This window comes from Kribbella solani, from assembly GCF_014205295.1.
GTDB classification, from domain to species: domain Bacteria; phylum Actinomycetota; class Actinomycetes; order Propionibacteriales; family Kribbellaceae; genus Kribbella; species Kribbella solani.
In genome coordinates, this window is sequence record NZ_JACHNF010000001.1 from 2522830 (window position 1) to 2535240 (window position 12411).

Here is a 12411-nt window from a genome sequence, read left to right on the forward strand (position 1 = left end):
TCAGGCCGCGGAGGCCACGACCTCGGGCTCGATGGCCGGGTGCGCGAGGACCAGCGCCTCTTCGCGGGCCAGATCCTGGCTGACCTCGGCGAAAACGGCCGACAGCGGCACGTCGAGCGCCGTGCAGATCGCCGCCAGCAGCTCGCTGGAGGCTTCCTTCTGGCCGCGCTCCACCTCGGACAGGTAGCCGAGGCTGACCCGGGCGTCGGCGGATACCTCGCGCAGCGTGCGCCCCTGGCGCAGCCGCTTACGCCGCAGCACGTCGCCCAGCAGGCCACGAACCAGCACCATGAGGTTTCTCCCTTCCGCCTGTCCGGCCGCGTCTACTCGCACGGTAGCTCGGCCGTAGGAACCAACGGTACCCGTTGCTGGGTCACTACCTCTCGCAATGTCCACCTTCGGTGCGCCGCGCCAGTCTGCCTTACCTGTCACCATGCTGGTCTCAACACCTCGTTCAGTCGAGTTCTTCCGCCACCAGGGCGGCTCCGAGTTCCAGGACGGCCTGCACGCTCGCCCGGCGGATGGTCTCCCGGTCACCGTTCAGTTGCAGTTTCCGTACCTGAACGCTGCGGGCGCCCGCCGCCGCGACGTACACGGTCCCGGCCGAGACACCCGCCTGCGGGTCCGGACCGGCCACACCGGTCGTCGCGAGCCCGTAGTCGGCCCCCAGACGCATCCGGACACCCGTCGCCAATGCGGCGGCCGTATCCGGGTGAACCGGCCCCACAGCGGCGAGCAGGTCCTCCGGCACGCCCGCGAGCTCGGCCTTGAGATCAGTCGCGTACACCACGACGCCGCCCCGATACACAGCCGACACCCCCGGCACACCCGTCAGAACCGCCCCAACCATCCCTCCAGTCAACGACTCAGCAGTGGCAACCGTCACGCCCCGCTCCCCCAACAACGTCACCAACCGCTCTACAGCCGACTGAACCCCGTCACCACTCACTGCCGCCTCCACCATGTCCACCTGTTACCCATACCCAACACCGACCACCACATCTACACCGCCACACCGCTGCACGACCGCACCGCGCCGGACAGCTCAGGAGGGCCAGTGGTGCGCGAACGTCCAGGTAGTGATGACGACCGGGAGAACCTCGGACGGCAGGCGTGGAACCGGCAGACTTCGGCTGGGCGGTTATGGCAGGGGGCGTTTGGCGGCGGCGCGGAAGCGGAGGGCTCGGCCTACGTAGTCGAGGCCGGTGGCGATGGTTACCAGGACGGCGGCGGCCATGATGGTCACGGCGGTCCAGTGCAGGACGGCGACGTGTTGCCACGGGAGCAGGTAGAGGCCGAGGGCGATCGCCTGGAGGACGGTTTTGAGTTTGCCGCCGCGGCTGGCGGGCATCACGCCGTGGCGGATCACCCAGAAGCGGAGGGCGGTGACGCCCCACTCGCGGACCATGACGACGACGGTTACCCACCACGGGAGCTCACCGAGGTACGACAGCGCGATGAACGCCGCGCCGGTGAGCGCCTTGTCCGCGATCGGGTCGGCGATCTTGCCGAAGTTGGTGACCAGGTTCCAGCGGCGGGCGATGTCGCCGTCGAAACGGTCGGTGACGATCGCGACCACGAAAGCGGTGGTGGCGAGCAGGCGGTTGCTCTCGATGTGACCGCCTTCGCGTACCAGCAACCAGACGAACAGCGGGACCAGGACGAGACGCAGGACCGTCAGCGCGTTCGGCAGGTTCCAGGCGCTGGGCGCGTGGATGTGCCCGCCGGCTGCGCGCGGCGCCGGGTTCGTCGGGGGGTTGGTCACGCGGTCAGGTTAGCTGCCGGACGGGCGTCCGGGGTGCTCACGAGTGCCGCGAACTCGGCGATCAGGTCCACTCCGTCGCTCGCCACCACCTTCGCGGAGACCAGATCACCGACCCGTACCCCTTCCGGGAGCCCGGTCACGGTGGTCGTGCCGTCGACCTCGGGACCTTGGTGAGCGGCGCGCCCCTCGGCGGTCCGCCCACCCCTGCCCAGGACGTCCGAGGCCGGCTCAAGCGCGGTGTGATCGGCGTCGTCCCCCTCGTCCAGGTTGCCGTCGGGGTTGATGGCTTCGACCAGGAACTCGATCAGTTCGCCGATCCGGGACTCGGCCCGGGCCGAGGTCAGGTCCTCGGCGAGGCGGGTGACGCGGTCCAGGCGGGCGGCGATCGTGTCTTCGTCGAGCTTGCCGTCGTACGTTTCGGCTTCCGTACCGTCCTCGTCGGAGTAGCCGAAGACGCCGATCGCGTCCAGGCCGGCCCGGGAGAGGAAGTCGCAGAGGACGTCGACGTCTTCCTCGGTCTCGCCCGGGAAGCCGACGATCACGTTGCTGCGGATGCCGGCGGCCGGGGCGGCTGCGCGTACCTGGGCGATCAGTTCGAGGAACCGTTCGGCGTCGCCGAAGCGGCGCATCCGGCGCAGGAGCGGGCCGGAGGCGTGCTGGAAGGAGAGGTCGAAGTACGGGACGACGCCCGGCGTGGAGGTCATCGCGCTGATCAGGGTGGGGCGCATCTCCGCGGGCTGGAGGTACGAGACGCGGACGCGGGTGATGCCCGGTACCTGGGCGATCTCCGCGACGAGGGTTTCGAGCAGCCGGAGGTCGCCGAGGTCCTTGCCGTACGAGGTGGAGTTCTCGGAGACGAGGAAGAGTTCGCGGACGCCGTTCTCGGCCAGCCACTCGGCTTCGCGGAGGACCTCGGCGGGGCGGCGGGACATGAACGCGCCGCGGAACATCGGGATCGCGCAGAACGCACAGCGGCGGTCGCAGCCGGAGGCCAGCTTGAGCGGAGCCATCGGGCCACCGTCGAGGCGGCGGCGCATGACGCGCGGGCCGCTGGCGGGGGCGGTCGCGAGGTCCGGGGCGTCGATCTTCAGCTCGGCCGGGGTGGTGGTGACGAACCGCCCCTTCAGCTCAGCTGCCGCCGGAGCCTCGTCCGGGACAACAGCACCCGGCACGACGCCTGCGGCCGGTGCACCCAACTCAGCGCCACCCTGCTGCGCGGCGGCGATGGTGGTCGTAGCTGGCCGCTCGGCGGCGGTTGGCTGGGGAGCGGTGGGGTGGGTGTTGTGGCCGGGGATGGCTGTGGTGGGGGTGGTGTGGCGGTCGGCGGGGGCCAGTGGGAGGAGTTTGCGGCGGTCGTGGGGGACGTGGGGCTGGTGTTTGGTGCCGGCCAGGATGGAGCGGAGGCGGTCGGAGATGTCGGTGTAGTCGTCGAAACTGAGGACCGCGTCAGTTTCCGGGAGGGCCTCGGCGAGTTGTTCGCCGTAGCGTTCGGCCAGGCAGCCGACCGCAACCACCGCTTGCGTACGGCCGGACTCCTTGTAGTCGGCGGCGGCGAGCAGCGTGTCGACGGAGTCCTTCTTGGCGGCCTCGACGAAACCGCAGGTGTTCACCACCACCGTGTCGGCCTCGGCCGCGTCGTCGACGAGCCGGAAACCACCGGCTTCGAGCCGGCCGGCCAGTTCCTCGGAGTCGACATCGTTGCGGGCACAGCCCAGCGTGACCAGGGCGACGGTGGTGGGTGGCGTAGTCATCCCCACGAGTATGACGCGCCGTACACTCCCCCGCCTAACTCACCAGCAGATCTCACACCACATCCGTACCCGGCCTGGTCGCGCCGGGTCAGGAGTTCGTGGACTGGTTGGTGGTTTTGGTGACGGTGCCGTCGGGGTGGGCGGTGAAGCGGGTGAGGGTGGTGGACTGGCGTTTGCCGTTCAGGGTGACGATCAGGTTGCCGGGGTTGCCCGCGGTGACGCGGATGTCGCCGGCGCTGGTGACGGACTGGGCGATGCCGGGGCTGAGGTGGCCCTGGAAGAGGCGGTTGCCTTTCCGGTCGCGGACGGTCAGGTACGTACCGGAGTCGCGCGCCGTCAAAGTCAGCTCGGTCTTGAGAACCGGCGGCTTCGCCTTCGTCGGTGTCCGCGTCGGCTTGGCGGCTGTCGGTTTCGGTGTCGCCTTGGGAGTCGGCGTGGTGACAGTCGCGGACGTGGTCGCGGTCTTGGACGCGTTCGCCTCGATGTCACTGGGCAGGGTGAACAGCCGGACCATGCCCCAGCCCATCAAGCTGACCAGGATCGCCCCGACCACGACCGCCCAGCGCGGGCGCGCCGGGTGCAGGGTCGGTGCCTTGACCGCGGCCCGTTCCTCGCGGCGCGACTTCTCCTCCTCGACGGCGTGCTCGGCGTCGAAGGTGGCGAGCAGTGGCGCCGGGTCGGCCTTCACCACCCGGGCGATCGACCGGATGTGCCCACGGGCGTAGAAGTTCCCGCCGCAGCGGGAGAAGTCGTCGGCCTCCATGGCGGTCAGCAGGCCGGTTCTGATCCGGGTCGCCGAGCTCAGCTGCTCGATCGTCATGTCGGCCCGTTCGCGGGCCGCCGTGAGCTCGCTGCCGATGCTCACGTCCCCACCATCCTCTCCATCGTCCGGACTGTCTGCCGGACCGTCGACGTCCCCGAGCCGGTGGCCTGGCCACCGACATCAACACAACGGCCGTGGTCGGACGGGGTCACGGACGAGTCAGAGTTGTTCCCTGACCGGGCACCTGGCATCGGCCAGCATGTGCAGTGCCTGCACCACTTCCCCGTTCGACGGGCGTGCCGTCAACCCGAACGGTATCGCGAGTGAGGACCCCGTCAGTCGGCGGTTCGCATCGGTCGTCTTGCGGGTCGAACTCGGCAACGCGCCGAGCACCGGCCCAGGATCCTGCAGGTGTACGGCGATCCGCCCGTCGTCGAGCGGATGCCGGCGCTGCAGCACCGTCACCTCTTCGATGTCTTCCCACCGGGTACCCACCCATTCGTTCCCGATGCGCAGCCGGATGCCGGTCTGGTCGGCGACCAGCATGTCCCCTACGGTCAGCGCGCGGGCGCACACCACCGCGAGAGCGGCGAACGCGAGCGCGACGATCCAGCGCAGGATGCCGGTCGGGCTGCCGGAACCCGAGGCGGCGAAGCCGATCGCGACCAGCGCGGCGCCGGCGGCGATACCGCCGTGCACGCGCTGGGACGAACGGACTGTGAACGGCGTGGGCTCAGGTTCGGCGTCGAAATGTTCCTGCCTGGGCGCTGCGCTCGCGGCGGTCACGTCTCACTCTCCTCGGAGGGTGCTGATGAAGTCCTCTAGATCATCGGGTTTGACCAGCACGTCCCTGGCCTTCGAACCTTCACTCGGACCGACCACGCCGCGGCTCTCCAGGATGTCCATCAGCCGGCCGGCCTTCGCGAAGCCGACGCGGAGCTTACGCTGCAGCATCGACGTCGAACCGAACTGGGTGGAAACGATCAGCTCGGCCGCCTGCACCACCAGGTCGAGGTCGTCGCCGATCTCGTCGTCCAGGTCCTTGCTCGGCCCCGGCGCCGCGGTGACGTCCTCCCGGTACGTGGGCTGCAATTGCTCCTTGCAGTGCTCGACGACGCCGCGGATCTCGTTCTCCGTGACCCAGGCGCCCTGGATACGCATCGGCTTGCTCGCGCCCATCGGCAGGAACAGGCCGTCACCCTGACCGACCAGCTTCTCCGCGCCGGGCTGGTCGAGGATGACCCGGCTGTCGGCCAGCGACGAGGTCGCGAACGCGAGCCGGGACGGTACGTTCGCCTTGATCAGACCGGTGACCACATCCACCGACGGGCGCTGCGTGGCGAGCACCAGGTGGATACCGGCGGCCCGGGCCAGCTGGGTGATCCGGACGATCGAGTCCTCGACGTCGCGCGGCGCGACCATCATCAGGTCGGCGAGCTCGTCGACGATCACCAGCAGGTACGGGTACGGCGTGAGTACGCGCTCGGACCCCGGCGGTGGTTTCACCTTGCCGCCGCGGACCGCCTTGTTGAAGTCGTCCACGTGCCGGAACCCGAACGCGGCCAGGTCGTCGTACCGCATGTCCATCTCGCGGACGACCCACTGCAGCGCTTCGGCGGCCTTCTTGGCGTTCGTGATGATCGGCGTGATCAGGTGCGGGATGCCCTCGTAGTTGTTCAGCTCGACCCGCTTCGGGTCGACCAGGATCATCCGTACCTCGTCGGGGGTGGCCCGCATCAGGATCGAGGTGATCAGCGAGTTCACGAACGACGACTTGCCGGAGCCGGTCGCGCCGGCGACCAGCAGGTGCGGCATCTTCGCCATGTTCGCGACCACGAAGCCGCCTTCGACGTCCTTGCCCAGCCCGGCCACCATCGGGTGGTGGTCGTTGCGGGCGGTCGCGCTCCGGATCACGTCGCCGAGGCTGACGATCTCCTTGTCGGTGTTCGGGATCTCGATCCCGATCGCCGACTTGCCCGGGATCGGCGACAGGATGCGTACGTCGGCCGATGCCACCGCGTAGGCGATGTTCTTCGACAGCGCGGTGACCTTCTCGACCTTCACCGCCGCGCCGAGCTCGACCTCGTACCGGGTGACGGTCGGGCCACGGGTGTAGCCGGTGACCTGGGCGTCGATGCCGAACTGCTCGAACACCTCGGTCAGCCGGTCGACGACCTGGTCGGAGGCCTTGGTGCGCGCCTTGTGCACCGAGCCGGGCTTGAGCATCTGCCCGTCCGGCAGCGTGTACGTGATGTCGCCGGACAGGCTGAGCTGCTCGACGCGCTGCGGCAGCGGGGTGTGCGGGGGCGGCTCGGGCGCGGACGGCTTGCTCGCCGCGGCCGGCGCCGGCTCGCCGGCGGCCATACCGGCGGTGGCAAACGCACTCGGGCCGTCCGAATCGGCGGACTCGTCCGAGTCGGAGTCGACGTCGTACGCGTCCGCGTCCGCCGGGCGGGCCTTCGCCTTGCGGCCGCGCTTGGAGATCTCGCGGCCCTCGAGCACCGGCGAGTCGTACGGCTTGACCGTCGGTTCGCCGTCCTCGTCGAGCTCGGCGGCCTTGGCGCGCCGCTGCTTGCGGGTCAGCCGGACGGTGTCCTCGGTCGATCCGGCGGCCGCGACGGACGGTGCGTCCTCGGGTAGCTCGGTCCGGCCCATCAGTACGTCGAAGGCGGCCCGGAAGCGCAGCGGGATCGCGTACACGGGCGTGCCGGTGACGACCAGCGCGCCGAAGATCGCGAGCAGTACGAGCAGCGGCGCCGCGACGTACTCGGTCAGCAAATCGGAGAGGAAGGACGAGATGAAGTACCCGATCGCGCCGCCGGCGTCACGCAGCGGGCCGTCGGCCGGGTTGTTCGGCCGGGGCAGACCGTTCGCGATGTGGATCAGGCCGAGTACGCCGAGGCAGACGGCTGTCCAGCCGATCACCTGCCGGCCGGCCGGGCCGTTGCGGTCCGGGTGCCGCAGGGTGCGAACCGCGACCAGGAGGAGCAGTAGCGGCAACGCCCAGCCGAGCATGCCGATGCTGCCGCCGACCACGGTGCGGACGCCGTTGCCGACCGAGCCGGGCAGGTCCCACCAGACCGCGGCCGCCACGACGAGCGACAGGCCGATCAGGAACAGGCCGGCGCCGTCGCGGCGATGCTCCGGGTCCAGGTCGCGGGCGCTGTGGCCGATGCCGCGGACCATGCTGCCGAGCAGGTGCGCGATGCCGATCCACACCTTCACCACGCCGCGACCGAGAGCGATCATGGCGGCCGCGAACGGACCCGATCCGCTGTTTTTGGGCGTACTGGTCCGCGCTGCGGAGGATCCACCGCCGCGCTTTGCGGTCTGCCCACGCTTCTGGGCACCGGACGAACGAGGGCGTCCACCAGCGGCCGAACGGGCCGTGCTCGGCCGCTTGGCTGCTGACTTCTGCGCCCGCGCCGGGGAAGACGTGCGGGTCGCCATATTCCTCAGGCTACCCCGATCACCCCTCGAGTCCCACGTGTCACACGCCGATCACGCTGCCCCATCCGTAGCGTCACGACGCAGGCGTTCTTCTCCGTAACCGGTTCAGATGCCACCACACCACGTACACACCGAGCGCCAGCAGGCCGCCTGTCACCACACCGGACAGCACCGTGCGTACGGCGGTTTCGCCCGCGAGTCCACCTTCGACCCGCCCGAGCTCCCGCACCGCGCCCCAGCCGGCCAGCACCACGCCGGCGGCGTACGCGACGTACCGTGCCTTGGCCGGGATGTGGTCACCGGGAGCAACGGAGCGGGCCTCCGCGCGGCGGTACCAGCGGTACAGCCAGATCGCGAGGATGATGCAGCCGCCGACGGTGCTGACGTACTGGAGGATGCGGTTCACGTCCCACGCGCCGGTCACCGAGGCCCGGAAGAACCCGGGGAACCGGCGGACGAAGTAGCCGTCCCAGTGCGTGAACGAGTCCCAGATGACGTGAGTCAGTGCGCCCGGGACTGCCGAGACCGCAGTCCACAGCAGCCCTATCCCACCAAGCCGCTGTGACTCCGGCAGCCGGGCCGCCACTGCAGGTGGCGCCAGTGCGATCAGCGGGCGCTTCAGCACCAGGTTGAAGACCGCTAGCAGTAGCAGCGCCAGTAGTGGGTCCAGCCAGAGGGCTGAGGTGAGCTCATGCGTGAGAGTCAGTGTGAAGTTGCCGTTGATGTGCTGCGTGGCGAACCGGTAGAGCGGACCGACGTACAGCAGGTCCGGCGCCACTGCACCGGCTACCAGTGCGGAAGCCACGAGCGGCCGGCGGATCAGCGGGAGGACAGCCGCGGGATGGGCCAGCGTGAAGGGCACACCCGCACCCTATGGGAAGGTCGGCCAACTCCCGGCTGGACGCTGCTGTCCGACGCCCTGTGCCGACCAGTCACACACTCCGCCGCGGAACGTCTGCCGGAGCGCCTTCCACTGTGCAGAGGTCAGCTTGACCTTGTAGTCGGACCGTGTCGGCGGACGGAGCCGGCACTTGATGATGTCGTTGGCAACGGATGCACCCGCCACCTGTCGCGGAGACGGCCACACCGGGTAGTACGTGTTGCACTTCGTCGTACCGATGCCATCCACCTGCTTCTCGACGATCTTCTGGTTTGTCGGGCTCCAGCACGCATCGGCCAGTGCGCTGGGCTTGTTGCGCATCAACCGCGCATGGGGCGAGCCAGAACCGTGGTCCGCGTCCGTAGCGTCCATCCATCGGTTCAGTGCAGCCAGCGCACCGGTCAGCACCGGGTTGGTCGTACTGAAGCCGCCTGGCGCGTCGGCCGCCTGTACGAGCATCACCTGGTTGTCCGCGTCACCGTTTGCCTTACGCAACCGTTCCCGCAGCGAGAACGAGTGAAAGAACAGGTGGATGTCACCATTCGGCAGCTCATCCCAGTACTGGCGGTAGTCGATGATCGGCGTACTGGCGAGTCCCCCGCCGCCGTTGATCAGCTGACCAGTCCGGTACGCCGTACTGATCGCCCGCGGATCAGCCACTGTCCTGGAGGGTACGAAGTTGGCGTCGTGGTCGAAGCCACCGATCGCCTTGTTCAAGTCGACGAACTGCGCTGCAGTGATCTTGCCCGCGTTCAGCGCGTCCAGGCCGTACTGGATGCCCACGTTGTCCAGCGGACGTCGCGCGGCACCTGTCCGCGGGTCCTTGCCCCAGATGTTGACCTGGTGGTCGTAGACGTCGCAGCGTGCACCACTTGGGTTGTTCAGTGGGTCGTAGCGCTGTTCGACGGGCAGCTGCGCCGGGCAGTACACCCGCGGGTCTATCCGGCGGCCCGCACCGGCCAGGTTGGCGATCGTGGTGACCTTGCCGAAGCCTGCGGCGGCGCGCTTCTGTTCGGCAGTCCACCCGGTCGCGGACTGGAAGTAGTGGTCCAGCAGGAGTGAGTCAGTGATCGTGTGCAGAGTGGCGAAACCGACCTCCGGGAACACACAGGACGCCACGATCCCGTCCAGCAGTCCCGGATAGTCGTCGGCGATCTGGAACACCTGGTACGAACCGCCGGAGCAGCCCCACCCGATCGTCTGCTTCGGTACGCCGATGGTCTCCAGAATGTGCTCCCGGGTCATCGACATGGTTTCGGCAGCCAGTACGCCGTTGCAGTTCACCCCGAACACGTTGAGGCTCGACGACGCCACCGCGTACCCCTGCCCGAGCAGTACGTCGTCGTTGATCCCGCCGGTGCCACTCCCCTGCTGGTACCACCCGCCGGGACAGCCACCACCGAACGTGTAGACCAGCCGGCCGTTCCACCCGCTCGGCGCCTTCACCACAGTCGGTTCACCACCGGCCGGGTCGTTGAGTACGGCGTACTCGTAGATCGACCTGTTGATCACACCAGTCTCGACTCGGACGATGTACGGCACCGTGCGGCCGTCTGATGTCGTTGCAGTGGCCAGATCGGCCGGGCGCGTCGCCGGAAGCACTTTCAGCGACCGGTCGATCGTCGAACGGTACAGGTAGTCGATGCGGGTAGGCACCGAACAGTTCGTATCCGTCGGTGGGCCGAGCTTGACCTTGGCGAGCGTGATGAAGCCGGCTGTGCCGCAGATGAACGGTGTCTCGTGCGGACCGGCCAGCATCGGACCCGTACGCGGGTGGTTGGTGACCACGAGCCGCGCGTTCGCCGCGGTGATGCTGTTGCGGCCGTTGACCAGGCCCTTGACGACGCCGATCAGCCGGTCGGACTGCCGGGTGAACGCGTCGGTCACGTCCTTCCCGTTCAGCTTGACCGTCAGCTCGTCCAGGCGCCGCCCGGTGATCCCGAGCAGCACGTTGCCGTCGCTGACCATGTCAGCACGTGGCGTGGACAGTACCTCGATGCGTACGTCGGACGTCGCGCTGGCGGGCGGCACCAGCACGGCGGCGAGCAGAGCGGTCAAGACGGCTGTCAGCAGGACAACCAGGGCGGCTGGTCGCTTCATGTCATGAGTCGAGCACAGTAAGTCCCGAACCGGAAGACCGAATGGTAATCGGTTTCCAAGGCGGGTGGACCACCGCCGTCAGGCGAAGTCCAGGTAACCCTGCAGCAGCTCGCGTTCGGGCGCGTTGTCCCACGATGTGTTCGGCTATCTCATCATCTGAGATTCGCACTGGCGACCGGCGTGGCCTGTTCGTTACCGTTCTCGGCAGGTCATGAGCGCCAGCGTCAAGCCCCGGCTCGCTGGCCGGCAACCCTCCGCCGCGGTGGGGTGCCCCGGGTGAGGACCAGGCCGTGCGGATACCCCGCTCGGCAAGTGCGGACTTCCGGGAGCAGCAGCATGTCGATTCTCTCCATCCTCGAACCGGCCGGCACCACGTCCCCGCGGCCCACGGTCGCGCGGCTCGTCACCGGCAGCATCCCGGCCACGGTCGGTTCGGACCTGCTGGTACCGCTGGCCGACGGCCGGGTCACCGACTACGCCAACTTCGACCACGGCGCCAGCGCGCCGTGCCTGGAGTCGGCCCGGGCCAGCGTGGAGGCGGCGCTGCCGTCGTACGCGTCGGTGCACCGCGGCAACGGGTACGCGTCCCGGATCACCACCCAGTGGTACGAGCGGGCCCGCGCCGAAGTACACGCCTTCGTCGGTGCTCGTGCGGACGACCAGGTGATCTTCACCCGGCAGACCACCGACGCGCTCAACCTGCTCGCCCGGGCCGTACCGGCTGATGCCACCGTGATCGTGTTCGAGTCGGAGCACCACGCCGCGCTGCTGCCCTGGCCGGCCGAGCGCACCGTACGCCTGGCCGCGCCGTCCACCCCGGCCGGTGCCGTGACCGCCGTCGCCGACGCGCTCCGGCAGGCGCCCGAGGGTCCGCGACTGGTCGTGGTCACCGGCGCGTCGAACGTCACCGGTGAGATCTTCCCGATCGCCGAGCTCACCAAGGTCGCGAAGGCGCACGGCGCACGGGTCTGCGTGGACGCCGCGCAGCTGGCGCCGCACCGGACGGTCGACCTCGCCGCGCTCGGCGCCGACTGGGTCGCGCTGTCCGGACACAAGCTCTACGCGCCGTACGGCGCGGGTGCCCTGATCGGTCGGGCCGACTGGCTCGACGCGGCCGAGCCGTACCTGTACGGCGGTGGCGCGACGCACGCGGTGACCGAGGACACCGTGGTGTGGTCGACCGGTCCGGCCCGGCACGAGGGCGGCTCGCCCAACGTGATCGGCGCGATCGCCCTCGCTTCGGCCTGCGCCGCGATCAGCAGGCACCGGGACGCCATCGAGCAGCACGAGCGCGGTCTGCTGGCTCGTCTGCGCTCCGGGCTCGCGCAGATCGACGGCGTCACCACTTACTCGCTGTTCGGCGACGACGCGGACCGCGTCGGCACCGTCTGTTTCACCGTTGCCGGGCTGACCTCGACACTCGTCTCGGCCGCGCTCAGCGCCGAGTACGGGATCGGTGTCCGGGACGGCAAGTTCTGCGCCCACCCGCTGGTCGGCCGTCTGCTCGCCGACTCCCCCGAGCACGGCACGGCGGTGCGCGCCAGCCTGGGCCTCGGGACGACCCGCGAGCACGTGGACCGGCTGGTGGACGCCGTCCGTACGCTCGCGACCAGCGGGCCGCGGACGGAGTACGCGGAGACCGCGAACGGCTGTCAGCCGTCCGTCGATCCCCGCGACCTGCACGCCCCGCGCATCTGGTGAA

General features: G+C 69.3%; 10 protein-coding genes and 1 riboswitch. Of the genes, 1 reads left to right on the forward strand and 9 read right to left on the reverse strand.

What is annotated here, in order from left to right:
• From HDA44_RS11330 to HDA44_RS11370, 9 genes are all read right to left on the reverse strand, one after another.
• Nucleotides 1-291, reverse strand: coding sequence for a helix-turn-helix domain-containing protein (locus tag HDA44_RS11330; RefSeq protein WP_184833593.1), 291 nt, complete (start codon nucleotides 289-291; stop codon nucleotides 1-3).
• 163 nt (nucleotides 292-454) lie between these two features.
• Nucleotides 455-964 carry a CinA family protein gene (locus tag HDA44_RS11335; protein WP_184843362.1) on the reverse strand — a complete coding sequence of 170 codons (510 nt, stop codon included), beginning with the start codon at nucleotides 962-964 and terminating at the stop codon, nucleotides 455-457.
• Between the two features lie 177 nt (nucleotides 965-1141).
• On the reverse strand, nucleotides 1142-1765 hold the full coding sequence (gene pgsA / locus HDA44_RS11340; RefSeq protein WP_184833595.1) for a CDP-diacylglycerol--glycerol-3-phosphate 3-phosphatidyltransferase: 624 nt from the start codon (nucleotides 1763-1765) through the stop codon (nucleotides 1142-1144).
• Nucleotides 1762-3516, reverse strand: a complete 1755-nt coding sequence (gene rimO / locus HDA44_RS11345) for a 30S ribosomal protein S12 methylthiotransferase RimO (RefSeq protein WP_184833597.1) — start codon at nucleotides 3514-3516, stop codon at nucleotides 1762-1764. Before rimO ends, pgsA begins: the two co-directional genes overlap by 4 nt.
• 88 nt (nucleotides 3517-3604) lie before the next feature.
• Nucleotides 3605-4381: a helix-turn-helix domain-containing protein gene (locus tag HDA44_RS38485; protein ID WP_319035815.1), complete on the reverse strand. Its 777-nt coding sequence runs from the start codon at nucleotides 4379-4381 to the stop codon at nucleotides 3605-3607.
• 117 nt (nucleotides 4382-4498) lie between these two features.
• Nucleotides 4499-5065 carry a hypothetical protein gene (locus HDA44_RS11355; RefSeq protein ID WP_238352413.1) on the reverse strand — a complete coding sequence of 189 codons (567 nt, stop codon included), beginning with the start codon at nucleotides 5063-5065 and terminating at the stop codon, nucleotides 4499-4501.
• A gap of 3 nt (nucleotides 5066-5068) precedes the next feature.
• On the reverse strand, nucleotides 5069-7528 hold the full coding sequence (locus tag HDA44_RS11360; protein ID WP_184833599.1) for an FtsK/SpoIIIE family DNA translocase: 2460 nt from the start codon (nucleotides 7526-7528) through the stop codon (nucleotides 5069-5071).
• A 274-nt stretch (nucleotides 7529-7802) separates the two neighbouring features.
• Nucleotides 7803-8591: a DUF4184 family protein gene (locus HDA44_RS11365; protein ID WP_184833601.1), complete on the reverse strand. Its 789-nt coding sequence runs from the start codon at nucleotides 8589-8591 to the stop codon at nucleotides 7803-7805.
• A gap of 9 nt (nucleotides 8592-8600) precedes the next feature.
• Nucleotides 8601-10709 (reverse strand): DUF6351 family protein, encoded by a 2109-nt coding sequence (locus tag HDA44_RS11370; RefSeq protein ID WP_184833603.1) that lies wholly within the window; start codon nucleotides 10707-10709, stop codon nucleotides 8601-8603.
• Nucleotides 10710-10916: 207 nt separating this feature from the next.
• Nucleotides 10917-11030, forward strand: a riboswitch (SAM riboswitch).
• Nucleotides 11031-11045: 15 nt separating this feature from the next.
• Here HDA44_RS11370 and HDA44_RS11375 point away from each other — a divergent pair.
• The gene (locus tag HDA44_RS11375; protein ID WP_184833605.1) at nucleotides 11046-12410 is read left to right on the forward strand and encodes an aminotransferase class V-fold PLP-dependent enzyme; all 1365 of its coding nucleotides are present in this window, start codon (nucleotides 11046-11048) and stop codon (nucleotides 12408-12410) included.
• Nucleotide 12411 lies beyond the last annotated feature (1 nt).

What these genes read in the sequence shown, in the direction of transcription:
- HDA44_RS11330 (WP_184833593.1), bottom strand. Translation starts at nt 291, where the DNA reads ATGGTGCTGGTTCGTGGCCTGCTGGGCGACGTGCTGCGGCGTAAGCGG.
- HDA44_RS11335 (WP_184843362.1), bottom strand. Translation starts at nt 964, where the DNA reads ATGGTGGAGGCGGCAGTGAGTGGTGACGGGGTTCAGTCGGCTGTAGAG.
- rimO (WP_184833597.1), bottom strand. Translation starts at nt 3,516, where the DNA reads ATGACTACGCCACCCACCACCGTCGCCCTGGTCACGCTGGGCTGTGCC.
- HDA44_RS11370 (WP_184833603.1), bottom strand. Translation starts at nt 10,709, where the DNA reads ATGAAGCGACCAGCCGCCCTGGTTGTCCTGCTGACAGCCGTCTTGACC.
- HDA44_RS11375 (WP_184833605.1), top strand. Translation starts at nt 11,046, where the DNA reads ATGTCGATTCTCTCCATCCTCGAACCGGCCGGCACCACGTCCCCGCGG.
- HDA44_RS11360 (WP_184833599.1), bottom strand. Translation starts at nt 7,528, where the DNA reads ATGATCGCTCTCGGTCGCGGCGTGGTGAAGGTGTGGATCGGCATCGCG.